Here is a 23,889-nt window from a genome sequence, read left to right as displayed (position 1 = left end):
ACCCAGGCTAACCGTAAGCCAGTCGCAATGACTCGCTATGCCGGCTCGCGTCAGCGATTTCCCTGGAGTGCTGTCATTAGCGTCTGGAATGTGGTGATATAGCGAAAAATCGCACGGTCGGACAGAAAATTCACGCTCGATAAGCAATGCCCAAACAAAGGAGACAGTCCATGAGGATGTTGCGCTCGTTGCTGGTTGGTGCGGTGGTATCGTCGGCGTTGTTAGCGGGGGCCGTGCAAGCGCAAACGGTCAAGATTGCCTTCATCGATCCGCTGTCAGGCTTGATGGCGTCGCTCGGAACGAATCAGCTGCATAGCTGGCAATACACGGCCGAATACGCCAACGAGCACAACTGGGCAAACGGCACGAAGTTCGAGGTGGTCGGATTCGACAACAAGCTCTCGCCGCAGGAGAGCCTGACCCTGCTCAACCAGGCCGCCGACCAGGGCATCCGCTATATCGTGCAGGGCAACGGCTCGTCGGTGGGCCTCGCGCTGGAGGATGCGGTCGCCAAGTACAACTCGCGCAATCCGGGCAAGGAGATCGTCTACCTGAACTACGCGGCGGTGGACCCGGCCATGACCAACGCGAAGTGCGACTATTGGCACTTCCGCTTCGACGCCAATGCCGACATGAAGATGGATGCGCTCACCACGTTCCTCGCGCGCGACAAGGACATCAAGAAGGTCTACCTCATCGATCAGGACTACTCGTTTGGCCACGACGTCTCGCGCGTGGCGCGCGAGGACCTGAAGAGCAAGCGCCCGGATATCGTGATCGTCGGCGACGATTTTCATCCGCTCGCGCGCGTGAAGGACTTCTCGCCTTACGCTACCAAGATCAAGGCGTCCGGCGCCGACACGGTGATCACGGGCAACTGGGGCAGCGACCTCGCATTGCTCGTGAAGGCGAGCAAGGACGCGGGCGTGACGGCCAACTTCTATACCTACTACGCGGGCACGACCGGCGTGCCGACCGCCATGGGCGCGTCCGGCGCCGACCACGTGAAGTACGTGGGCGTGTTCGGCCCGAACACGGCGAACAATCCGCCGGTGGTTGGGCAGATCATCGAGGGCTACAAGAAGAAGTACAACGACGACTACTACCTGGCCACGGCCTATGCCGGCATCGAAATGCTGAGCAAGGCGATCAACGCGACGAAGTCGACCGATCCCGTCAAGGTGGCCAAGGCCATGGAGGGCATGACGGTCGACGGCATGAACGGTCCGGTCGCGATGCGCGCCGCCGATCACCAGGCGCAGCAATCGCTCGTGATCGCGACATGGACCAAGGCGGACGGCAAAACGGTAAAGTACGACCAGGAGAACACCGGCTATGGCTGGCGCACCGACGTCCAGCTTGGGCCGACCGCGGCAACGCAGCCGACCACTTGCCAGATGAAGCGCCCGGGCTGAACGTGCTCTCGCTACGACACTTCACAAGGATCATCGGGCAGTGGAATTCCTGACCATCTCTCTGTTGAACGGCATCGGCTACGGGCTGCTGCTGTTCATGCTTTCCTCGGGCCTCACCTTGATCTTCAGCATGATGGGCGTGCTCAATTTCGCGCACGCCAGCTTTTACATGCTCGGGGCCTACTTCGCCTACAGCATTGCCAGCAAGATCGGTTTCTGGCCCGCGCTCGTGGCGGCGCCGGTGCTCGTGGCGTGTGTCGGCGCGCTCGTCGAGCGTTTCGGCTTGCGCACCGTGCACAAGTACGGGCATGTGGCGGAATTGCTGTTCACCTTCGGCCTGTCGTATCTGATCGTGGAGGGCGTCAAGCTGGTCTGGGGGCTGGCCGCGGTGCCGTACGCCATTCCACCTGAACTGAACGGGGCGCTGTTAAAGGTGTACACGTCGGAGTTTCCGAAGTATCGCGCCTTCATGATGCTCATCTCGATCGCCATGCTCGTGGCGCTGTATCTGGTACTGACGCGCACGCGCATCGGCCTCGTCATTCAGGCGTCGCTCACGCACCCGGAAATGGTCGAGGCGCTCGGGCACAACGTGCAGCGCGTGTTCATGCTCGTGTTCGGCGGCGGCGCCGCGCTGGCGGGCCTCGCCGGCGTGATCGGCGGCAACGCGTTCGTCACGTCGCCTTCGATGGCCGAGTCGGTCGGCACCATCGTATTCGTGATCGCCGTGGTGGGTGGCATGGGCTCGCTGCCGGGCGCGTTCATCGCCTCGCTGCTGATCGGCATCATGCAGACCTTCGCCGTCACGATCGATGCCTCGCTCTCCGATCTGTTCTCACTCGTCGGCGTGACGGTCACGGACAGCACGACGCTCTCGTCGCTGTTGCGCATGCCGGTCTCGCAGGTCGCGCCGATTCTGCCTTATCTGCTCATGGTGCTCATGATGATCCTGCGACCGCGCGGGTTGCTCGGCAAGCGGGAGGGCTGACCGATGAAACCGCTCATTCAGGCCAGCGCCGGTTCGGCCATGCAACGCCACGGATGGCTGCAGTCCGCGCATTCGCTGCGCTGGATCATCTGGGGCGCCACGGTGCTCATCATGCTGGTGCTGCCGCTCGTGTTTTCCAGCGGCTTTGCGATCGCATTGCTCTCGCAGATGGGCATCATGATCATCTTCGCGCTCTCGTACAACATGTTGCTCGGGCAGACCGGCATGCTCTCGTTCGGGCACGCGGTGTACTCCGGGCTCGGCGCATTCGTGGCGGCGCATGTGCTCAACCAGATCGGCGCGAACCATTTCCCGTTGCCCGTTTCGTTGTTGCCGCTGGTCGGCGGACTCGGCGGCATGCTGTTCGGCGTGCTGTTCGGCTACGTGACCACGCGCAAGTCGGGCACCACCTTCGCGATGATCACGCTCGGCATCGGCGAAATGGTGGCGGCGAGTTCGCTCATGTTTCCCGGCTTCTTCGGCGGCGAAGGCGGGGTGCCGACCAATCGCACGGTTGGCCATGCGGTGCTCGGCATCACATACGGCCCGGCGATCCAGGTGTACTACCTGATCGCGGTGTGGTGTCTCGTGTCGATGATCGCCATGTACGCATGGACGCAGACCCCGCTCGGCCGCATCGCCAACGCCGTGCGCGACAATCCCGAGCGTGCGGAATTCGTCGGCTACAACACGCAGCGCGTACGTTTTTTCGTGATGGTCCTCTCGGCGTTCTTCGCCGGCATTGCGGGCGGCCTCTCGGTGATCGACTTCGAAATCGTGACGGCGGAGAATGTCGGCGCCGCACAGTCCGGCGGCGTGCTGCTCGCGACGTTCATCGGCGGCGGGGCGTTCTTCTTCGGGCCGATCATCGGTTCGATCTTGTTCGTGCTGTTCGCGGTCGCGTTATCCAATCTCACGCCGGCATGGTTGCTGTACCTCGGCCTTTTCTTCGTGCTGGTGGTCATGTACGTGCCGGGCGGCGTGTCGAGCCTGCTGATGAAGCAGGTCCCTCTCATTGCGGCTCGCAAGCTGCATCGCATGCTGCCGTCCTATGCGGCGGCGCTGGGCGCCGGGATGATTCTGCTTGCGGCGCTCGTGCTGACGGTCGAACTCGTCTACAAGGTGCAGATCGATAGCGATAACGGCACGGCCATGGCGTTCTTCGGCCTGAACTTCGATGCGGCGTCGTGGAAGCCCTGGGCCGTCGCCGCGGTGCTGTGGGCCGTGGGCGCACAGGCGGGACGCCTCGCGGGCGCGCGGGTGCGCGACGCGTGGGATGGCGTGCAACGAGAAATCGCGGGGAGCAACGCATGACGGCCGCACTGGAATTGCGTGACGTGCGCAAGAATTTCGGGCGCACGGAGATCATTCGCGGCGTCGACCTGAGTATCGCGCAGGGCGAACGTCATGCGCTGATCGGTCCCAACGGCGCGGGCAAGTCGACCACGTTCAACCTGATTTCGGGGCGCATGGCGCCGAGTTCCGGCACGGTCAAACTCAACGGCGCCGAGATCGGCGGGCTGCCGCCGTACAAGATCAACCGCATGGGGCTCTCGCGCAGCTTTCAGGTGACGAACATTTTTCATCGCCTTTCGGTGTTCGAGAATGTGCGCTGCTCCGTGTTGTGGTCGCTCCGCTACCGGTATTCGTTCTGGCATCGGCTCGAGCAATTGCGCGACGCGCGCGAGCGCGCCGAAGAAGTGCTCGAGCTGATCGGCCTGCAGGGCCGCCACGACACGCTTGCCGGACTGCTGACCTACGCCGAGCAGCGCGCGCTCGAAATCGGCATCACGATCGCGGGCGGCGCCAAAGTCATCCTGCTCGACGAACCCACGGCGGGCATGAGCCGCTCGGAGTCGGATCATGCGGTGGAGCTGATTCGCCGGGTCACCGTCGGCAAGACGCTGGTGATGGTCGAGCACGACATGAGCGTCGTCTTCGGCCTCGCCGACCGCATCTCGGTGCTCGTGTACGGCGAGGTGATCGCCACGGACACGCCACAAGCCATCCGTAACAACCGCCGCGTGAAGGAAGCCTATCTGGGCACCACGCTGGACGAACCCGCAGGTGCACATTGATGGCGACCGCGAATTCCATGCTTCAGGTGCGCGACCTGCATGCGTACTACGGCAAGAGCCATATCCTGCACGGCGTCGAGATGCAGGTGGGCGAGGGCGAGATCGTCGCCTTGCTCGGACGCAACGGCGTGGGCCGCTCGACGCTCGCCAAAGCCATCATGGGGCTCGTGCGGTGCGAGGGGCAGATTCTGCTGCGCGGCGAGGAAGTGCGCGGACTGCGCACCTTCGAGGTTGCGCACCGGGGCATCGGCTACGTGCCGGAGAACCGCGATATCTTCCCGACGCTCACCGTGCGGCAGAACCTGATGCTCGGCGAAAAGCGCATCCGTTCGCGCCAGAAGCCGCGCTGGCAGTTCGACGACATGTACCGGATGTTCCCGCGCCTGAAGGAGCGCGAGGACACGCCAGCGGGCCTGCTGTCCGGCGGCGAGCAGCAGATGCTGACGCTGTGCCGCACGCTCATGGGCGACCCCGACCTCATCATCATCGACGAGCCGACCGAAGGGCTCGCGCCCCTCGTCGTCGCGCAGGTGGGCGAGTACCTGAAGACGCTGAAGGCGCGCGGTATTTCGGTGCTGCTCGTCGAGCAGAAGCAGGCCATCGCGCTCGATATCTCGCAGCGCGTGTACGTCATGGGGCACGGCCAGATCGTGTTCGAGGGGACGCCGCAGCAGTTGAAGGCCGATGTGCGCGTTCGCCAGGAATGGCTCGAAGTGTAGGGCGCGCTGCGAGCGTTCGGTCTGCGGAAGACATTGCGCTTAGCGTGCGGGCAAGTTACCCGGTGAGTAGTTCGGCTGCTGGCCGTTGGCTCCAAAAAGATCTTCGGGTTGACCGTTCATCCGCTGCCGTATGTTGTCGTTGACGACCATGCCTGCCGGGAACGCCCGCGGTCCCACTCCGGCGGCCAGCCAGGCACGGTCCTCTACCCATTCGCGGTGTCGCGGCCCCAAGGGGTTGGACTGGACGGCAACGGGCGGATGAAGGGCGAACTTCAATCCCACGTCAGTGTGCTGCAACCTGTCGACGATCCAGACCAGCGGGCCGTCGGAGAGGCCGTGATCGGGGTAGCCGCCGCCGACATCGCAATGACCGCCGGGAAAGAGCGCTTGCGTCACGTTCGGGTTGGGATTCCACAAGGTCGGTTCGAACGGTCTGCGTTGCTCGTCGAGCGAAACCGCGTGCACGCCGAGGCCAATGTCCGGGTTCAGCGTCAGATCGCAGAACCGGAACAGATCGATGGCGGAACCCTCGTAGTAGATGGGAATGCCGAGTGAACCGACCGTATCCCAAACCGCCACGGCGGTGACTTTTGCGTTCACGAACGAGTTGGCATCCAAAGGCTTCGGGTTGGAGAAGGCGCGATGGATCGTCAAGAACTCCGTCAGGCCGTCTGCGATCTTCTGGAACGTCGTTTCGTGGCCGTGTCTCCATCGATACCACGCTGCCACTGCGGTGTCGTAACGTTTCTGATCGTCTATCGCGGCGAGATCCGGCCGAAGCAGACCCTGTCCCGCAATCAGTCCCGCAAGGGCTCGCGCGGTGTACGCGCCGCGGCTGAATCCGACGATCACGATGCCGTCGCCGGGCTCGAAATTGCGCGAAATATACGTATAGCCGCGCGCGATTCGAGCGACGACGCCGACCCCGAATGCGCCGCCAGCGACTTTATCGAGCAGTTGCTGGGAATTTCCGACGCCGTGAATGTATTTCGCGATCTGTACGGGTGTGCCGTTGGCGTCTGCAAGCGCCTTTTCCATCTCGAGGCCACCCCAGTTGCTTCCTTCGGGCAGCAGGTTTCCATCGAGCCACGCGAAAAGCTTGCATACGTTGGTCAGTCCCGGCTGGCACCCTGCCGCGGCGTCAGGCGCGGCACCGTCGCCTTTTCCTGCCGGATCTTCGGGGCCGTTCCACGTGCCGTCTGCGCAAAAGACTATCGTTTTGGACATCGCCGGCTCCTCACAGGCAATTCAGTCGCTATCCACGGAACATTTGTTCGCTATCCTGATTATTGTCCGGTGCGTTAACTCAGCCGATGCGGCATGGCGTGCGATGCGCGTGCCGAACATCAGGTCTACAAATATAGCTTCTGCGTTCCGGATTGCGAGGTCAGGAATGTACGAAGGCGCACGTACGACAGGGGCGGCAGTGCTGAAGTGGGCCGCAGGGGCCCCGGCGGGTCAGCTGAACTGCTCTGAGGGGGGCTTTCGCATGGGGGAAGCAAGCTTCCGCGCTTCGGGGGAGAATGCATGTCGACGCGCCCTCGCAGACGTGCGAAAGGCGGGAGCGCGGTTTTGGCGGCGAGCTTCGAAGGGCTGAGCAGCAGGCCTGTTCGAAGTCACTAGTCGGAAACGAATGCAGACGTTAGCAGATGTTCTGAACTGACCGACAGTCGCCGTACTCGGCGGCGGCACGAGTCCCCACAGAGTGCCTGGCGGCCGCCAGCGTAGCCGGCATTATCGCAATGCCATTCGCGGTAACCGGTAATCCGTGAGGCGCCGTTGACTGATCTCTCCCACTACGTCAGGACCTCGCCATCATGCAAGACGAATCGGAAGATGTTGTCGCTCGTCGCGACTTCATGAAGAAGGCCGTTGCGCTGGTCGGCGCAACATCCGCATTGGTCTCGCAAAGCGAGGCCGCAAATGCCCAAGGCGCCAATGCGCCGACCGCCGGGGGCCCGCAAGGGACCGGGACGGTTTATACCGGCGATGTGATCCAGGGAAAGAAGGTCATCAGCGCGCTCGACGTCGGCGACCTCGAGCGCGGCAAGACACACAAGTTCTACTTTCAGGGCGTGCAAATGCCGACGGGGCAGAACTGGTATGTGTCGGTGATCGTTGTCCACGGTGCGAAGCCGGGCAAGCGCGTCGCGCTGATCAGCGGGGTGCATGGCGATGAAATGAGCCCCGTGCATACCATCCACAGCGTGATAAGCCAGCTCGACCCCGCGCAGATGTCAGGCACCGTGCTGGCAGTGCTCGACGTATCGCGCCCCGCGCTCGAGGCCATGGAGCGCAGATGGCCCAATTCCGCACTTGGAATCGGCCTCATCGACATCAACCGCGAATGGCCGGGCAACGAGAATGGCGGCAGCGCGCCGAGCCGGCATGCGGGACTGCTGTTCAACCGGCTGTTGAGGCCGAACACCGACTACGCACTCGATTTTCATACGGCCACGACCGGCATGGATTTGACGTCCTTCAATCTGGCCAGAATGGAATTGCCGGAGGCGCGAGCCATGGCGGAGCTTTTTCCGATCAAGCAGATCTTCGACAACCCCGCCTATCCCACGCTGCTTGCCAATGCATTCATCAACGTGGGGATTCCCGCAATCACGCCCGAGATCGGCTCCGCGCGCGTTTTCGATTTCGACATGATTCCGTCGTTCGTCGAAGGCACGATGAACGTGCTCAAGCGCTACAACATCGTATCGGGTCCGATGGGGCGCACTGGGCGAGACGTCGGGACCTTCGTCGGCAACAGCGGCCACTCAGTCATGTCGACGCACGGTGGATTCGTCGAACTGCTGGTCAAAGTCAATGACAAGGTCAACGCGGGCCAGAAAGTGGCAATCCAGCGCAATACCTTTGGCGAAGTGGTCGCGGAGTATACGACCGAAGTCACGGGCGAGGTGACGGGACGACGAACCGACGCCACGGCAGAGCCCAGAATTCCGCTCGTGATGATTCTTTATCAGAGCGCGGCAAAGGAAATTCCGGAGGACTTTTCTGAATGAAATCGGGTCGGGCAGGGCAGGGCGACACGAGTTTGCCGCCCTTGTTTCAGAAGATATGGACACGCTGCAACTTGAGTTTCCGGAGAAAGAAATTCAAACAATCCCCGTCGCATAGTACACGGCGATGACGAAGAAGACGGCCAGCGTCTTGATCACCGTCACCGCAAAAATGTCCCGATACGACTCGCGGTGCGTGAGCCCCGTAACCGCGAGCAGCGTGATGACCGCGCCATTGTGCGGCAGCGTGTCCATGCCGCCGCTGGCCATGGCCACCACGCGGTGCAGCACTTCCATCGGAATATGCGCTGCCTGTGCGTTTTTGACGAAGAGATCCGACATGGCCGCGAGCGCGATGCTCATGCCGCCCGATGCCGACCCCGTGATACCCGCGAGCGCGCTCACCGAAACGGCGGCGTTCACGAGCGGATTCGGAATGCTCTTGAGCGCATCGCTCACGACGATGAACCCGGGCAGCGCCGCAATCACACCGCCGAAGCCGTATTCCGAGGCGGTATTCATCGAAGCCAGCAGCGCCCCGGCCACGGCCGCCTTCGTGCCGTTCGCGAAGCGGTCTTTCACGCGGCCGAACGCCGTGACGATCACGAGCACGATACCCGCGAGCAACGCGCCCTGAACCGCCCAGATCGCCACGACCTGCTTGACGGTGGCCGTGACCGGCGTATGAATGCCGGGCAGCACTTCGGGCGGCACGGTCACGGTGTCGCCGTACCAGACGGGAATCCAGTGCGTGAGCAGGAAGTTCGCCACGCCCACCAGCACGAGCGGCGCGACGGCGAGCAGCGGGTTGGGCAGGTGTTCGGTCTTGACGTGTTCCGGTTCGTTCAGGAGCGAGGTGCCGTAGCCTTCGCCTTTCGACATCGCGCTGCGGCGGCGCCATTCGAGGTACGAGAGGCCCACCACGACGATGAAGAGCGAACCGGTCACGCCGAGCGCAGGCGCGGCCCACGCGGTGGTCTTGAAGAACGTGGTGGGAATGATGTTCTGGATCTGCGGCGTGCCGGGCAGCGAATCCATCGTGAACGAAAAGGCGCCGAGCGCGATGGCGCCCGGCATGAGGCGCTTCGGAATATCGCTCTGGCGATAGAGTTCGGCTGCGAACGGGTAGACGGCGAACACCACTACGAAGAGCGAAACGCCGCCGTAAGTGAGCAGCGCGCAGACGGCGACGATCACGGCGTTGGCGCGCGAGCGGCCGATATAGCGGATGGCGGCGTGCACGATCGCTTCGGAAAATCCCGATAGTTCGATCACCTTGCCAAATACCGCGCCGAGCAGGAACACAGGAAAGTAGAGCTTCACGAAGCCCACCATCTTTTCCATGAAGATGCCCGAGAAGACGGGTGCAACAGCGGCGGGTTCGGTGAGGAGGACCGCGGCGAGCGCGGCGATGGGCGCGAAGAGAATCACGCTGTAGCCGCGGTACGCGGCAAGCATGAGGAACGCGAGGGCGGCGAGAACGATAACAAACGACATGGAGTCTCCTGCGGATCGATCGCGTTGCGCGATTCAGCTTGCTGCGTGTGTGATGGCTTTCGCTGCGTCCTTTCGTGCGGCGAGGCCGTGGTGCGTCGCAGCGATTGTAACGAAAGGATTTATCTCGTTATTGCGAGCGTGGCCGCTCGGTCCTATCGTTGCGCAGAAGAGCGAGCCGCAGAGGTGCCAGTCGATGAGTGCAATCGGTAACGGCGGGCCAGGTGCGTGGCGCGTGCGGGCGGTGCAGACAGCGCGGCTTGCGGCGGCGCTTGTTTGCGTGGGCGTTTTCGCGGGCATCTGGGCGGGCATCTGGGCGGGCGCAGCGTTCGCACAAGCGCAAGCCGGCGCTTCCGCGCCCGCCTCAAAGGCCGAGAACACGACGAGCGCGCCGGATCCCCAGCGCAAGAACTGGTACAACGACCCGTTCTTCGCGTTGTCGAACGCGATCAGCGCCTGTCCGCAGCCGCTCGGCCCGCGGATTACGAAAGCCGAAGCCGACGACGACGCCCACTATCGCGTGGAGCGCGGCACGACCTGCTGGCTCGCGCACAAGTGCTCGAAGCCGAACTCGTATCTCTACGATGCGGACATTGCAGCGGCGATTCGCCAGCAACTGCAAGGCGATGCCCTGTTTGCGGGCACGAGCATCTGGATCACGGTGCAGCGCCGTTTCGTCTACGCGGAGGGCTGCGCGGGCCCCGGCTTCGACAGTGCGGCGCTCGAGCGCCGGCTCGCCGCGATTCCCGACGTCGAGCAGGTCTTCGTACGCGTGAGTTCGGACCCGCAGGGCGCGCTGCCGTACAAGACGCTCTCGACCGCGCCCTGAGCGCGTGCACGCGGCGCTCGCGGCGATGCATCGCACATGGCTCGCGGCGTGGCACAATCGCAACGTCGAAAAACTAGAAGCCCGTTGGGGTGCTCCAAATGACTCGTCCTGGTTCGTCGTTGTTCCGTTTGCACAGATTGCCGTTCGCGGCGTGTGCGTTGACCTTGATCGCAGGGCTGGCTGCGTGCAGCAGCGGCCCGCCGCTGTTCCTGTCGGACGGCCGTCCGACGATCCAGGTGCAATGCCCGGCGTCGGGCGATCGCGATTCCTGCGCGCAGCAGGCGCGTGCCCGTTGCGCCGGCGCAGGCTACGACACCGTCGCGACCTCGACCGACAACGGCAACTACACGCTCGTGTTCGCCTGCCGCAAGGCCCAATAAGCCTCTCGCGCCCCGCTCAGCCCTCGGCGGCGGCGCTCGGTCCGCGCGCCGGCAGGTTCAGCAAAAGGCGCAGCAGGTCGGGCTGGCGGCGCGTCGCCGTCTTCTGAAAGATCGATTGCAATTGTTTGCGCACGGTGTCGTGCTTCACGCCGACGTGCGCGGCGATTTCCTTTTGCGTGAGACCTTCCGCAAGCAGCAGCGCAATACGGCATTCGGCCGGCGAAAGATCGAAGGCCGTCGCGAGTACCCGCTCGTCGACCAGCGGCGCGGAGCGCGGGTGATAGAAGGTCAGCGCCGCGAAAGCGCGCAATTCCGCGGCCGAGGCGTCGTCGGCCGTCACCACGTTGTAGAACGCGTAGAGCACCTCCTGCTGGCTCGCCGAGGCCTGCGCGCGGCCCCGCCCATCATGGGTTTGGCCGTGCGGGTCCGTTGCGGCCGCAGCATCGGGCGCATCCGGCGCGAGCGTGCCGTCGGCGGCCCCTACGATACGCAACGCGCGAAAGCGCGCCGCCGCAGCCCGCGCGCCGCTCATACGGTTGCGCAGGCGCGCCTCGCTCACGGCGATGTCCTCGAGCAGGCGCGCGTGATAGGGCGCCGCGAGCGTGATGCGCCGACCGCGCACCCGCACGAGCGAGGTCGCCTTCAGGAGCCGCTGTGCGGCCTCGTTGCTATGGAGCACCTCGCCCAGCGCGCTCACGAGCATGGCTGGCGGACGTGAGCGGTTTGCAAGCGTGTCGGCGTTCAAGGCAAAGCGGCGCAGGTACAGGCGCACCGCGCGCACGAGGTGCGGCGTGAGCCGCTCGAGCAGTTCGCGGTGCTCGCCCGGGAGCGGCCCGGCCTGGGCGTCCACGCGGCACGCGAGCATAACGGCGAGCCCGTTCTGTTCGATCAGCTTGCAAAGCGCCGCGTAGCGATGGCCTGCCTCGAGCGGGCAGAGCTCGAACCCGGCTGCGCAGTCGCCGTCCGCGCAGTCGAGCTCGATGCCGCAATGCAGCCACTTGCCCGGCGGGTAAGCGCGCAGCCATGCCAGGCGCACATCGTCGCGGTACAGCGGCCGGATGCGCTCCAGCGGTTCCGCGCCGGTGAGTGCGAAACCGTCGCTCCAGGAAAATAGATCGCGCTGCCGGTCAAAGGCATACAGATGAACTGACGCCACTCCAGTCGCTTCGCGCAATTGCGCGCAAAAATCCTTCCAGGCGCAAGGATTATCGAGTGTGTCGTAAATAAGGTGCAGCAGGCGATCGTATTGTGATTCGTTTGTTTTCACGCCATTCTCGTTGTTCGTATTGTGAAAGACTGATGGCAGCAAAATGCGCTCCGCATAGCGTTCCACAATTGAGGAATATACAGGCGCAATAGTCCCCGTTAATCTGCCTTTCGATATGGATGCGGATACAACCGCGAGCGTGGACGAGCGGCCTCTGGAATTCCGTGCGGTATCCAACGGATAGCCGGTCGCGCTGGCTTTATTCTGGTCTGACAGTACGAACAAAAGCAGTCAATCCGCTGCGGCATGCATTTAGCACGGTCAGCCGGCGCGATTACCAAACCGACCGATTATCCGCGGCGTGCGGAAAAGCGGCGATGCGACGAAAGTGAGTGCGCGCTATTTGTGCGCGCTCGATAAAACTTGTCATTACCGGGGGCAGCGATGAATCATCACCAACTCGAAAAGGACATTGAGCATCTCGAACATATCATCGGGCGGCTCTCGGGGCGCGACCGTATTCCGCTCTCTTATTGGCGCGGCCGGCTCGAGTCGGTTTCCGGCGAGAACCTCGTGCCTTCGCAGGTGCAGCGCGTGAAGCGGCTCAACGAAGCGCTGCGCGCGCTCGAAAGCCGTCTGTCGCACGAATCGCTTGGGCAACGCGAACGGTAACGCCAACGTTTGCGATAGCGTTGTAAAAATGCGCGCCTGCATCGTCGCACGGGCTCCAAACCGGTCACAATGGCACTCTCTTGACCGAACTGGAGATGCGTTTTCATGCCGAGCTACAAGCAACTGACCGCCCAGCTGGAGAAGCTTCACAAGGAAGTGGCTGCGGCGCGTGAAAAGGAAATTGACCAGGCGATCGCCGAGATCAAGGAAAAAATCGCGGAGTACGACATCACCGCGGAAGAACTGGGCTTCACGAGCCGACGTGCAGGCCCCGCGCGCAAGAAGGCGCTGCCGGCCCGCTACATGAACCCGAAAACCGGCGAGACCTGGAGCGGCCGTGGCCGCGCGCCGGGCTGGCTGGCGGGCAAGAACCGCGAACGCTTCCTCATCAAGGAATAACGGGCCAATTCCTGCCAGGCCGTTGCACCAGGGGGGCGCAGCACCCGCCGTGACGGCCGCACCGTATCGAGTCCCGAAAAAGCTCACCTCAGGTCCCGCGCGGCGCGCAGCGGCATGCCGCAACGAGCGGGACCAGGACGCTCACGCAGCGCTTGCATGTCTGTGGCGAAAGGAAATTCTCGTGAAAACGGGGGCGTCTCGCGAGCGAGGCGGGTGCACGAAGCTGTCGACGGTGCGCTCGCATCGAGGTCCTGTAAAAGCTCACCTTTGCCAACGCGGCGCGAACCAGCGCGTCCAACGCGTTCGAACCCCATCAAACCTTTAGTCGGCGGGGCGAATGCCGTGTATCATTCGGTCCCGGCGCCTTTTCGCTTTTTTGCGCGGGCATCCGCGGGACATTCCCGATCGCTCGTGCTATTTGCCGTGCGTCGCAGGCAGCGCACTGCTCGCCGCACGCGCCGTAAGCGTTGCTTGAAAACGCGCCCGCAAGCGCCGCCGCGCTCGCCGCAACCCCCGCCGCGCGGCCCGGTTGCCCGAATTCATCTGTGATACCCGCCCTATCCATGTCAGTAGCCGAACTCAGACGCCGCCGCACGTTCGCGGTCATTTCTCACCCGGACGCGGGCAAGACCACGCTCACCGAAAAGCTGCTGCTGTTTTCGGGCGCGATCCAGATCGCGGGCACCGTGAAGGGCAAGAAGAGCGGCCGCTTCGCGACCTCCGACTGGATGGAGATCGAAAAGCAGCGTGGCATCTCGGTCGCCAGTTCGGTCATGCAGTTCGAGTACGGCGACGCGGTCATCAATCTGCTCGACACGCCGGGCCACGAGGACTTCTCGGAAGACACGTACCGCGTGCTCACGGCGGTCGACGCCGCCGTGATGGTGATCGACGGCGCGAACGGCGTGGAAGCGCAAACGCTCAAGCTGCTCGAAGTCTGCCGCAGCCGCAAGACGCCCATTCTCACGTTCATCAACAAGCTCGACCGCGAAGTGCGCGAGCCGCTCGACCTGCTCGACGAAATCGAGCAGCACCTGGGCGTGGCCGCCGTGCCGTTCACCTGGCCTATCGGGATGGGCAAGGAGTTCCAGGGCGTGTACGACATCCAGCGCGACCAGGTACGCGTGTTCCGCGCGGGTCAGGAGTCGCTGGGCGGCGCGGTGGAAACGCTGCAGCACATCAGCGACGCCGATGGCGAAGCGCGCTTCGGCTATCACTGGAAGCGCACCAAGGAAGAAGTCGAGCTGATCACGGGCGCGACGCCCACCTTCGATCGCGACGCCTTTCTCGCGGGCGAGCAGTCGCCGGTGCTGTTCGGCTCGGCGATCAACAACTTCGGCGTGAAGGAAATTCTCGACGCGCTGGTCGATCTCGCGCCGCCGCCGTCGCCGCGGATGGCCGTGCAGCGACCGGTCTCGCCAGAAGAGCCGAAGTTCACGGGCGTCGTGTTCAAGGTGCAGGCCAACATGGACCTCGCGCACCGCGACCGCGTGGCGTTCATCCGCGTGTGTTCGGGCCATTTCGAGCGCGGCATGCAGCTGAAGGTCACGCGCAACAACAAGACCTTCCGCGCGAATAACGTGGTGAGCTTCCTGTCACAGCGCCGCGAGACCGTGGCCGAGGCGTACCCTGGCGACATCATCGGTATTCCTAACCACGGCACGCTGAGCCTCGGCGACACGCTCACCGAAGGCGAAGACCTGCAATTCACGGGTCTGCCGTTCTTCGCGCCGGAAATCTTCCAGACCATCGAAGTGGTCGATCCGATGCGCGCGAAGCAACTGGGCGAAGCGCTCAAGCAGCTTGGCGAAGAGGGCGCGATCCAGGTGTTCCGCCCGATCCACGGCGGCGCGACGATCCTGGGCGCGGTCGGTCAGCTGCAGTTCGAAGTGGTGTCGCACCGCCTCGCGGCCGAGTACAAGGTTGCCGTGCGCCTGATGCCGGCGCGCTATCGCCTCTCGCGCTGGGTGACCTGCGACGATCCCGCCGAGCTGCGCCGCTTCACCGATTCGTACGAGGCCCGCATGGCCTACGACGCGTCGAACGCGCCGACCTATCTCGCCTCGCACGTCTCCGAAATCGAGGTCGCGCAAAAGGCCTGGCCGAAGATCGTGTTCAACGAGCTGCGCGAGCATTCGGGCGCGCCGTTCCGCAAGTCGATGTAACACACACGGCGCGCTCGCGCCGCGTTCACAAACCAGGCAAAGTCCTTCTCGCGCATCGTGGTGCCACACGCCCAGGGCGGCGTGCGGCGCCATGCCGCCGCGTCTGCGCTCATAGGCGCCGGGCGAAATACGCGCAGCGCCTGCGCGCTTGCCCTATCCTCTTCTCGTAACGGTAAAAGACGACAAACCGGCGTTCGCCTCTATGGCAAGCGCCTGTCCGACCGACGAGGAGTGCCTGTGACCGTACGCAATCTCGATGCAGTGTTCCAGCCGAAATCCGTGGCCGTGATCGGCGCTTCGCAGCGCCCCGGCAGTATCGGCAGGATGGTATGGCGGCGGCTGATCGAAGGCGGCTTCACGAGCCCGCTGTGGGCCGTCAATCCGCGCCATGCGGGCGACTTCGAAGCCTTCGACGGCCGGCCCGTGCTCGCCGACGCAAGCGACCTGCCCGAGGCGCCCGGCGTCGCGATCATCTGCACGCGGCCCGCCACGTGGCCCGCGCTCGTGCATCGCTTGGGCGGCATGGGCACGCGCGCGGCGATCATCGTCGGCGAGGCGAGCGACGAGGCCGACCAGGCCGACCTGCGCCACGCACTGGCGGCGGCGCGCCCGCATCTGCTGCGCATCGTCGGCCCCGGCAGTCTCGGCGCGCTCACGCCCGCGCTCAACGCGCAGCTGGGCGCGGCAGCGTCGATTGCGCGCAAGGGCGGCGTGGCCTGGGTGTCGCAGTCCAACGCGCTCACCAACGCGGTGCTGCGCTGGGCCGCGCCGCGCGGCCTGGGCTTTTCGCACGTGATCGCGCTCGGCGACGAAGCCGACGTCGACGTGGGCGACGTGCTCGACTACCTCGCGAGCGACCCGAGCACGCGCGCGATCCTGCTCGAAGTGGACACGATCCGCGCGGCGCGCAAGTTCATGTCGGCGGCGCGCGCGGCGGCGCGCAACAAGCCTGTGCTCGCGCTGAGAAGTGGCCGCGACGACAAGGGCGATGCGCTCTACACGGCGGCGTTCCGGCGCGCGGGTCTCGTGCGCGTCGACACGCTCGACGACCTGCTCGACGAAATCGAAACGCTCGGCGTGGGCCGCGTGGCCGCGAGCGACACGGCCACGCTCATCACGAGCGACCGCGGCGTGGCGACACTTGCGCGCGACGCCTTCATGAAAGCCGGCGACACGCTCGCCCGCTGGAACGACGAAGCGCTCGCGGCCGTCCAGGCCGCGCTGCCGCACGCGCAGGCCGGCAATCCGCTCGTGCTCGGCGACACCGCGAAGCCCGAGCACTTCGGCCTCGCGCTGCAAACGCTCGCCACGCACCGCTCGAGCGGCACGGCGTTCGTCGTGCACGCGCCCACCCACAGCGCGCCGGTGGACGCCGTGGCGCGCACGCTGATCGAGCAACAGCGTTTCGCGTATCGCGGCATGCTCGCGTGCTTCTTCGGCGGGGTGGACGAAACCACGCGCGACGAACTGCACGCGCACGGCATTCCGGTACACACCACGCCGCGGCGCCTGGCGCGCGCGTTTGCCCGTCTCGTCGATTACCGGCTGGGCCGCGAGCTCTTGATGCAGACGCCGGAGACGATGCCCGCGCAGGGCCCGGCCGCGATCGAGGCCGCGCAGGGCGAAGCGCGCGCGGCGCTGGCGGCCGGGCGCACGGAACTGAAAGGGGAGGAGGCGGGCAGATTGCTGGCCTTGTTCGGGCTCGCCACGCAGGCGCAGGACGAACCGGGCGTGAAGCCCGTGGTGGATGTGTCGGTCGAGTTTCGCGACGACGACAACTTCGGCCCGGTGTTCCGTTTCGCCGCGCCTTCGCCGGACGACTTTTCGCCGCCGCTGCGCGTGTACAGCCTGCCGCCGCTGAACCCCGTGCTCTCGCGCGACATCGTCGCGCACTCGCCCTATGCGCGCTACACGGCGCCCGAGCCGACGCTGGCCGCGCTCACCGAGCTATCGCAGTTCGTGTGCGAGGTGCGGGAAATCGTGGGCTTGCGTCTGACGCTGCGTGTGCTGCCCGAGGCGGTCGTGGTCGTCGCGCCCTGCCTGCAGCTCGCGGAAAAGCGCAGCCGCTTCGCGATCATGCCGTATCCGCGGCGGCTCGAAGAAACCATCGACTGGCACGGCGAGCGCCTCACGATCCGCCCGATCCGTCCCGAAGACGAGGAGATGCACCGCACGTTCGTCGAGTCGATGACACCCGACGACTTGCGCCTGCGCTTCTTCTCGGCGGTGCGCAGCTTCGATCACACGCAACTCGCACGCATGACGCAAATCGACTACGACCGCGAGATGGCGCTGATTGCGGTGGTGCGTGGCGAGGACGGCCAGCCGCGCACGCTGGGCGTGGTGCGCGCCGTGGCCGATCCGGACAACGAGACCGCCGAGTTCGCGGTCGCGATTCTGTCGAATCTCAAGCGCGGGGGCCTTGGCCGCTTGCTGATGTCGCGCATCATCGAGTACGTGCGCTCGCGCGGCACGCACTGGCTGCTCGGCGAGGCGCTGCGCGAGAACGCGCCGATGATCGGCCTCGCGCGCGCCTGCGGCTTCACCGTCACGCCCACGGAAGACCCGGGCGTGGTCGGCTTTCGCATGCCGCTCGACTGAGCCGGCGCGCCTCGCTGCTTAGGCGGCCAGCTTCGCGAGCGCGTCGTCGATCTGGCCGCGCGTGAGTGCGAGCTCTTCGAGCCAGGCCTCGCCGTACTGCGCGCCGGTTTCCTTCTCCAGCCGCGCGATGGTCGCAGCGCAGCGCGCGGCGTCCTTGGGCGTGGCGATGAACGCCTTCACCGACTGGCCGCCCTGGAACGCCTCGAACAGCGGCATGCGGATTTCCTCGGGCAGCGCGCGCGTGGTCCACTGATGCGTCTTGCCGTTGAAGGTGAGCGACGGCGGCAGCACGCGCTCCTTGCGCGTGGCCGGAATCAGGCCGAAATTGCGCGCGGCTTCGGCGATCTGCTCGGCCGTGAACAGCTCCTCGGGAGCGATCTCGAATTGCGCGATGGCGGTTTCGACGGTCTTCATCGCGTCGGCGCGGTCGTCGCGCTTTTTCTGCGCGCGCGCGACGATATCGCGCAACTCGTCGGCTTCGTCAGCCGAGATCGTGAAGCTCGCCTGTTTCTGCTGAAGCTCGGAAAAGCGCTGGAATTCTTGATCGGTCAGGAGTTTCGCCATGGGTTTCGAATGCGCGTGAGCCGCTTGCCCGCCGGTTTGCGGCAGCGCGCGCGGCGCACAGGTTTTTTTGAGAGGGCCGCCATTCTAACCGTTTTGCGTGGCCGGCTTGAGTCCACCGGGCGTCAGGCTGCGCCGTCCTCGCGGAACATCGACAAGGTCTGCACGGTCGCGCTCAGCATTTGCGTCGCCTCGTCGAGCGAGGGCGCGACATAGTCGTCGATGCGCTTGAGGAACGGGCAGGTGAGCGCCGCGATCGCCTGACCCGAAGGCCCGAGCACCGGAAACGTCACGTCGGTCACGCCGAAAATCTGCTGACTGTCCTTGCGCGAGAAGCCCGCCTCGCGCACCTGCTCGCACGCGGCTTCGAGCGCCGCGTGATCGATCGCCACCTCGCCCTTCACCTTCGTATGCTCCGCGAGCATGTGCGCGCGCTGCTCCGGCGTTTGCCAGGCGAGCAGCGTGCGGCCCGAACTCGTGTCGACGAGACCCACGCGCGAACCCAGCCGCACCGCGATGCCCCATGTGCCCGGCCCGTCCACCTGGGCGATCACGAGCAGGTTGCCGCGGTCGTAGACGGTGAGATGGCACGACTGTTCGGCTTCGTCGGCGAAGCGCTGCATGAGCGGCAGCGCTTCCGAGATCAGGCGCTCCATGGGCGGGTGACGATGGGCGAGCGCGAAGAGTTTCAGGCTCAGCGCATAGCGGTCGCCGCCTTCCGAACGGATAACGTATTGCCGCGCCACGAGCCGCTCAAGCATGCGGTAGATCTCGCTCGCGTTGCGTCCCAGCGCCTTCGTGATCTCGGCGCGCGTGAGGCCGGCGCGCTGTTCCGCAAGCAGTTCGAGGATGTCGAGCCCCTTGTCCAGCGCGGGCGCGCGATAGCGATCGGCGTCGTCTTTCTCGTCGGCTTCCTCGGGCACGTTGTCCATCTGACTCTTCTTCGTGTTCTTTTCCATTCGATCGTCCCCAGGGAAATCACGGACCCATGCTGCACTGCACATCGCTTGACCTTGGGATGTGCGTATATGAATAATGCATTCACTGGTGAATAAACGCCAGCGTCGTCAGGTTGGGAAAAGGCAGTTGCAACAGGTCGCGGGCGCGGCGGCATTTCGCTCGATGGCGACAAGGGCGCAGGATTAAATGCGGAGACGATCTGTGAACGGCAACGCACCCCATACCGACGCACGCCTGATTCTGCTCGCGCCCGAGGACAACTGCCTGATCGCGGCAGCGCGTCTGGCAGCGGGCGAAACGGTAGAGATAGAAGGCGAGCGTGTGACGCTCGCCAGGACGATCGAACTCGGTCACAAGGTGGCGCGCCGCGCGCTCGCACAAGACGAGAAGGTGCTGCGCTATGGCGCGCGCATCGGCCACGTAAGCGAGCCGGTGGCGCGCGGCGAGCATCTGCACACGCACAACCTGGAAAGCGATTACTTGCCGACCTACACGCACGACGCGGGGCACGAATTCGTGCCGCACAAGTAACGCCACCATGATGCGGCACGCGCCGCGAGCAGGATTCATGTTATGAGCGATAGCAACGTCACCCCTTCACGAGCCGCCGCGCCCATGCTCGAAGGCTGGCTGCGCAACGACGGACGCAAGGGCATACGCAACGTGGTTGCGGTGGCCTATCTCGTGGAATGCGCGCACCACGTGGCGCAGGAAATCGTCGCGCAGTTCCGCGAACCCCTTGGCGCGTTCGACGATCCGCCCGCGCTGCAGCAGCCAGAAGCGCCGCCGGTGCATCTGATCGGTTTTCCGGGCTGTTTTCCCAACAGCTACGCCGAGAAGATGATGAAGCAGCTCACCACGCATCCGAACGTGGGCGCGGTGCTGTTCGTTTCGCTCGGCTGCGAGAGCATGAACAAGCACTATCTCGTGGAGCAGGTGCGCGCGAGCGGCCGTCCGGTAGAAGTCCTGACGATCCAGGAAAAGGGCGGCACGCGCAGCACGATTCAGTACGGTCTCGACTGGGTGCGCGAAGCGCGTGCGCAACTCGCCGCGCAACAGAAAGTGCCGATGCGCCTCGATGAACTCGTGGTCGGCACGATTTGCGGCGGCTCGGACGGCACGAGCGGCATCACCGCCAACCCGGCTGTGGGCCGCGCCTTCGATCAGCTGATCGCAGCGGGTTCGGCCTGCATTTTTGAGGAAACCGGCGAGCTGGTGGGCTGCGAATTCCACATGAAAAGCCGCGCCGCAAGACCCGAACTGGGCGAGGCGATCGTCGCGTGCGTGGCCAAGGCGGCGCGCTATTACTCGATTCTGGGCCACGGTTCGTTCGCCGTCGGCAACGCGGACGGCGGCCTCACCACGCAGGAAGAGAAGTCGCTCGGCGCGTATGCAAAAAGCGGCGCCTCGCCGATCGTCGGCATCGTGAAGCCGGGCGACGTGCCGCCCACGGGCGGTCTCTATCTGCTCGACGTGGTGCCCGATGGCGAGCCGCGCTTCGGCTTTCCGAATATCAGCGACAATGCGGAAATCGCGGAGCTGATCGCGTGCGGCGCGCACCTGATCCTGTTTACGACAGGGCGCGGGTCGGTGGTCGGCTCTGCGCTTGCGCCGGTCATCAAGGTGTGCGCAAACCCGCTGACCTACCGCAACCTCGCCGGCGACATGGACGTGGACGCGGGCCGCATTCTCGAAGGGTGCGCGACGCTCGACGAAGTGGGGCGCGAAGTGTTCGACCGCACGCTGGCCGTAGCGGGCGGCGAGCGTTCGAAGTCGGAAACGCTCGGGCACCAGGAGTTTATCCTCACGTACAAGCGCTTCGAGCCCGTCGGTCCCGCATGCCTGCCCGCCAGTGCGCGCGTGCCGATCGTCGAAGCCGCGAACTGAACCGCGCAGTCGGATGATTTCGTTGTGGAAACAACCATCTCCAGGAGGAGACGAGCCATGGCGCAAGAACAGCATCCCAGGGTGGCGCACAGGCGCCGTATCGGCCGCACGGCGCTCGAAGTCAGCGCATTGGGTCTAGGCACCGCGCCGCTCGGCGGCCTGTATCGCGACCTGTCCGAAGAAGAGGCGCAAGCCACCGTCGACGCCGCGTGGGAAGCCGGCATCCGCTTTTTCGATACCGCGCCGCACTATGGCCACACCAAGGCCGAGCACCGGCTGGGCGCGGCGCTGCGGCGCTATCCGCGCAACGAGTACGTGATTTCCACGAAAGTGGGCCGCCATTTCGTGCCGCGCACGCATGAGTACGACGGCAGCGAGGGCTGGCAAAACCCGCTGCCCTTCGAAGCGATCTTCGATTACGCGCGCGACGGCATTCTGCGTTCGTTCGAGGACAGCCAGCAGCGGCTCGGCTTAGTCGATATCGATATCCTGCTCGTGCACGATATCGGCCGCTACACGCACGGCGAGCGCAACGAGCACTACTGGCGGCAACTGCGCGACAGCGGTTTCAAGGCGCTCGACGAATTGCGCAAGGCGGGCGCGATCAAGGCGATCGGCTTCGGCGTGAACGAGCGCGAAGTGATACGCGAGGCGATGCAGGAGTTCGACATCGATTGCGCATTGCTGGCGGGCCGCTATACGCTGCTCGAACAGACGCCGCTCGACGACCTGCTGCCCGAGTGCGAGAAGAAGGGCGTGAGCATTCTGCTGGGCGGCGCGTTCAACTCGGGCATTCTCGCGCACGGACTGCTCGGCGAACTCAAATTCAACTACGCCGACGCGCCGCAGGACGTGGTCGAACGCGTGGCGCGGCTCGATACGATCTGCCGGACCTACGACGCCCCGCTCGCGGCGGCGGCGCTGCAGTTTCCCTATGCGCACCCGGCCGTGGCGACGGTGCTCAACGGCGCACGCAGCCCGCAGGAGGTGCGCGAGAACGTCGCCTCGTTCGAGACGAACTTGCCCCGCGAGTTGTGGCTCGCGCTGCGCGACAAAGGTCTCCTCGATCCGCGCGCGCCGCTTCCGCAGGCTTGAGCCATGACTACCATCTCTACGATCGAACGGATCGACGCCCATCAGCACTATTGGGACCCGGCACGCGGCGACTACGGCTGGCTCACGCCTTCGATGACCGCGCTGTATCGCGCGTTCGGACCCGCCGATCTCGCGCCGCTGCGCGCGTCGTGCGGCGTGGCGCGCACGGTGGTCGTGCAGGCCGCGCCGACTGTCGAAGAAACACGCTGGCTGCTCGATCTTGCACGCAACGAGCCGTCGATTGCGGGCATGGTGGGCTGGGTGCCGCTGGACGATCCGCACGTCGCTACGCTGATCGCCGAACTCGCGCGCGAGCCCAAGCTGCGCGGCGTGCGCCCGATGCTGCAGGACCTGCCCGACGACGACTGGATCGCGAAAGCCGATACCGCGCGCGGCGTGCAAGCGCTCATCGCGCACGATCTCGCTTTCGACGCGCTCGTGTTCACGCGCCACGCGGATGCGCTCGCGACGTTCCTCGCGCGGCATCCCGCGCTGCGCGTGGTGATCGATCACGGCGCGAAGCCGCCGATCGCGGCGGGCGGCGAGAGCGGCTTTGCGGCGTGGGCGCACGCCATCACGCGCTTCGCGCAGTTTGCGCACGTGCACTGCAAGCTGTCGGGGCTCGCGACCGAAGCCGCGCCCGGCTGGGACGACGCTACGCTGGCGCCGTGGGTCGCGCATCTGCTTGCCGAGTTCGGGCCGCAACGCCTCATGTGGGGCAGCGACTGGCCGGTGCTGAACCTCAATGGCGATTACGCACGCTGGTACGCGAGTGCGCAGCAGCTTACACAAGCACTTTCCGCAGACGAGCGCGCCGCCGTTTTCGGCGGCAACGCTGCGGCTTTCTATCGGCTTGAATCCGGGCTCGGGGACCATCCAGCCGGTTAGAAAAGGTCCGCCGAACGCCACGAGGCGCGCCTGCGTCGCCATAATGGCCGTTTGCGTCATCCCAACTTCTTCCCGCGATTTCTTCGCTCGATCGCGGCATGGGGGCCTGCTGCAATACGGGGTATCGCCGTGCCGCGCTTCCAACTGGAGTGGCAGATGGTACAAAGACTGGCCGGCAAAACGGCCCTGATCACCGCGGCGGGCCAGGGCATCGGCTACGCGGCCGCCGAACTGTTCGCGCGCGAAGGCGCACGCGTGATCGCTACCGATCTGCGCATCGACGCGCTGGCGGCGCTGCCGGTCGAGGCGCGCAAGCTCGACGTGCTCGACGGCGCGGCCATCACGGCGCTCGCGCAGGAACTGGGCGCGATCGACGTGCTGTTCAACTGCGCGGGCTTCGTGCACGCGGGCTCGATCCTGGAAGCGAGCGAAGAAGATTGGGACTTCGCGTTCGATCTGAACGCGAAGGCGATGTACCGGACCATCCGCGCCTTCCTGCCGGGCATGCTGGCGAAGGGCGGCGGGTCGATCATCAAC

General features: G+C 65.0%; 22 protein-coding genes. 17 read left to right on the top strand and 5 right to left on the bottom strand.

The window, feature by feature from the left end:
• The first annotated feature begins 170 nt into the window (after window positions 1-170).
• Genes AB4Y43_RS22560 through AB4Y43_RS22540 form a run of 5 tightly spaced genes read left to right on the top strand, consistent with a single transcriptional unit; the run spans window position 171 to window position 5,200 of the window.
• Window positions 171-1,415: a branched-chain amino acid ABC transporter substrate-binding protein gene (locus AB4Y43_RS22560; RefSeq protein WP_368728829.1), complete on the top strand. Its 1,245-nt coding sequence runs from the start codon at window positions 171-173 to the stop codon at window positions 1,413-1,415.
• Between the two features lie 40 nt (window positions 1,416-1,455).
• Entirely contained in the window at window positions 1,456-2,403 is a 948-nt protein-coding gene (locus AB4Y43_RS22555; RefSeq protein ID WP_368728828.1) for a branched-chain amino acid ABC transporter permease, read from the top strand.
• Between the two features lie 39 nt (window positions 2,404-2,442).
• Window positions 2,443-3,717 carry a branched-chain amino acid ABC transporter permease gene (locus AB4Y43_RS22550; protein WP_368728863.1) on the top strand — a complete coding sequence of 425 codons (1,275 nt, stop codon included), beginning with the start codon at window positions 2,443-2,445 and terminating at the stop codon, window positions 3,715-3,717.
• On the top strand, window positions 3,714-4,481 hold the full coding sequence (locus AB4Y43_RS22545) for an ABC transporter ATP-binding protein (RefSeq protein WP_368728827.1): 768 nt from the start codon (window positions 3,714-3,716) through the stop codon (window positions 4,479-4,481). Before AB4Y43_RS22550 ends, AB4Y43_RS22545 begins: the two co-directional genes overlap by 4 nt.
• On the top strand, window positions 4,481-5,200 hold the full coding sequence (locus AB4Y43_RS22540) for an ABC transporter ATP-binding protein (RefSeq protein ID WP_069261455.1): 720 nt from the start codon (window positions 4,481-4,483) through the stop codon (window positions 5,198-5,200). Before AB4Y43_RS22545 ends, AB4Y43_RS22540 begins: the two co-directional genes overlap by 1 nt.
• 39 nt (window positions 5,201-5,239) lie before the next feature.
• On the opposite strand, the gene AB4Y43_RS22535 is transcribed toward AB4Y43_RS22540, so the two are convergent.
• Window positions 5,240-6,427, bottom strand: a complete 1,188-nt coding sequence (locus AB4Y43_RS22535; RefSeq protein WP_368728826.1) for a DUF2235 domain-containing protein — start codon at window positions 6,425-6,427, stop codon at window positions 5,240-5,242.
• A gap of 590 nt (window positions 6,428-7,017) precedes the next feature.
• Between AB4Y43_RS22535 and AB4Y43_RS22530 the strand changes: the two genes are divergently transcribed.
• The gene (locus tag AB4Y43_RS22530) at window positions 7,018-8,217 is read left to right on the top strand and encodes a succinylglutamate desuccinylase/aspartoacylase family protein (protein ID WP_368728825.1); all 1,200 of its coding nucleotides are present in this window, start codon (window positions 7,018-7,020) and stop codon (window positions 8,215-8,217) included.
• A 93-nt stretch (window positions 8,218-8,310) separates the two neighbouring features.
• Here AB4Y43_RS22530 and AB4Y43_RS22525 read toward each other — a convergent pair whose 3' ends face one another.
• Window positions 8,311-9,711, bottom strand: coding sequence for a GntP family permease (locus AB4Y43_RS22525; RefSeq protein ID WP_368728824.1), 1,401 nt, complete (start codon window positions 9,709-9,711; stop codon window positions 8,311-8,313).
• Between the two features lie 193 nt (window positions 9,712-9,904).
• On the opposite strand from AB4Y43_RS22525, the gene AB4Y43_RS22520 reads away from it, so the two are divergent.
• Together AB4Y43_RS22520 and AB4Y43_RS22515 are read left to right on the top strand one after the other, a co-directional pair.
• Window positions 9,905-10,537 carry a BON domain-containing protein gene (locus AB4Y43_RS22520; protein ID WP_368728823.1) on the top strand — a complete coding sequence of 211 codons (633 nt, stop codon included), beginning with the start codon at window positions 9,905-9,907 and terminating at the stop codon, window positions 10,535-10,537.
• 158 nt (window positions 10,538-10,695) lie between these two features.
• Window positions 10,696-10,917: a hypothetical protein gene (locus AB4Y43_RS22515; RefSeq protein WP_368604959.1), complete on the top strand. Its 222-nt coding sequence runs from the start codon at window positions 10,696-10,698 to the stop codon at window positions 10,915-10,917.
• Between the two features lie 16 nt (window positions 10,918-10,933).
• On the opposite strand, the gene AB4Y43_RS22510 is transcribed toward AB4Y43_RS22515, so the two are convergent.
• Entirely contained in the window at window positions 10,934-12,409 is a 1,476-nt protein-coding gene (locus AB4Y43_RS22510; protein WP_368728822.1) for a helix-turn-helix transcriptional regulator, read from the bottom strand.
• A gap of 159 nt (window positions 12,410-12,568) precedes the next feature.
• Between AB4Y43_RS22510 and AB4Y43_RS22505 the strand changes: the two genes are divergently transcribed.
• The 4 genes from AB4Y43_RS22505 (at window position 12,569) to AB4Y43_RS22490 (ending at window position 17,961) form a co-directional block, all read left to right on the top strand.
• Window positions 12,569-12,796 (top strand): hypothetical protein, encoded by a 228-nt coding sequence (locus AB4Y43_RS22505; protein ID WP_069261448.1) that lies wholly within the window; start codon window positions 12,569-12,571, stop codon window positions 12,794-12,796.
• A gap of 105 nt (window positions 12,797-12,901) precedes the next feature.
• On the top strand, window positions 12,902-13,195 hold the full coding sequence (locus tag AB4Y43_RS22500) for an H-NS family nucleoid-associated regulatory protein (RefSeq protein WP_069261447.1): 294 nt from the start codon (window positions 12,902-12,904) through the stop codon (window positions 13,193-13,195).
• Between the two features lie 563 nt (window positions 13,196-13,758).
• A complete protein-coding gene (locus AB4Y43_RS22495) occupies window positions 13,759-15,360 on the top strand; it encodes a peptide chain release factor 3 (RefSeq protein WP_069261446.1) in 1,602 nt (533 codons plus the stop codon).
• Window positions 15,361-15,597: 237 nt separating this feature from the next.
• Window positions 15,598-17,961 (top strand): GNAT family N-acetyltransferase, encoded by a 2,364-nt coding sequence (locus AB4Y43_RS22490; RefSeq protein ID WP_368728821.1) that lies wholly within the window; start codon window positions 15,598-15,600, stop codon window positions 17,959-17,961.
• Window positions 17,962-17,979: 18 nt separating this feature from the next.
• Here the strand turns inward: AB4Y43_RS22490 and AB4Y43_RS22485 are convergent, their stop codons facing one another.
• A complete protein-coding gene (locus AB4Y43_RS22485; RefSeq protein WP_368689236.1) occupies window positions 17,980-18,525 on the bottom strand; it encodes a hypothetical protein in 546 nt (181 codons plus the stop codon).
• 122 nt (window positions 18,526-18,647) lie between these two features.
• The gene (locus AB4Y43_RS22480) at window positions 18,648-19,481 is read right to left on the bottom strand and encodes an IclR family transcriptional regulator (protein ID WP_256094445.1); all 834 of its coding nucleotides are present in this window, start codon (window positions 19,479-19,481) and stop codon (window positions 18,648-18,650) included.
• Between the two features lie 202 nt (window positions 19,482-19,683).
• Here AB4Y43_RS22480 and AB4Y43_RS22475 point away from each other — a divergent pair, with 202 nt between their 5' ends.
• The 5 genes from AB4Y43_RS22475 to AB4Y43_RS22455 form a co-directional block, all read left to right on the top strand.
• Window positions 19,684-20,013 (top strand): UxaA family hydrolase, encoded by a 330-nt coding sequence (locus tag AB4Y43_RS22475; protein ID WP_069261443.1) that lies wholly within the window; start codon window positions 19,684-19,686, stop codon window positions 20,011-20,013.
• A 42-nt stretch (window positions 20,014-20,055) separates the two neighbouring features.
• The gene (locus tag AB4Y43_RS22470) at window positions 20,056-21,369 is read left to right on the top strand and encodes a UxaA family hydrolase (RefSeq protein WP_368728820.1); all 1,314 of its coding nucleotides are present in this window, start codon (window positions 20,056-20,058) and stop codon (window positions 21,367-21,369) included.
• A 57-nt stretch (window positions 21,370-21,426) separates the two neighbouring features.
• Window positions 21,427-22,464 carry an aldo/keto reductase gene (locus tag AB4Y43_RS22465; protein WP_368728819.1) on the top strand — a complete coding sequence of 346 codons (1,038 nt, stop codon included), beginning with the start codon at window positions 21,427-21,429 and terminating at the stop codon, window positions 22,462-22,464.
• 3 nt (window positions 22,465-22,467) lie between these two features.
• Window positions 22,468-23,352 (top strand): amidohydrolase, encoded by an 885-nt coding sequence (locus AB4Y43_RS22460; protein WP_368728818.1) that lies wholly within the window; start codon window positions 22,468-22,470, stop codon window positions 23,350-23,352.
• A gap of 156 nt (window positions 23,353-23,508) precedes the next feature.
• The coding region (locus tag AB4Y43_RS22455; protein WP_368728817.1) for an SDR family NAD(P)-dependent oxidoreductase at window positions 23,509-23,889 on the top strand (381 nt) is incomplete at its 3' end.

The organism is Paraburkholderia sp. BR10872 (assembly GCF_040965835.1).
GTDB classification, from domain to species: Bacteria; Pseudomonadota; Gammaproteobacteria; order Burkholderiales; family Burkholderiaceae; genus Paraburkholderia; species Paraburkholderia nodosa_A.
This window is presented reverse-complemented; position numbering and strand designations above follow the sequence as displayed.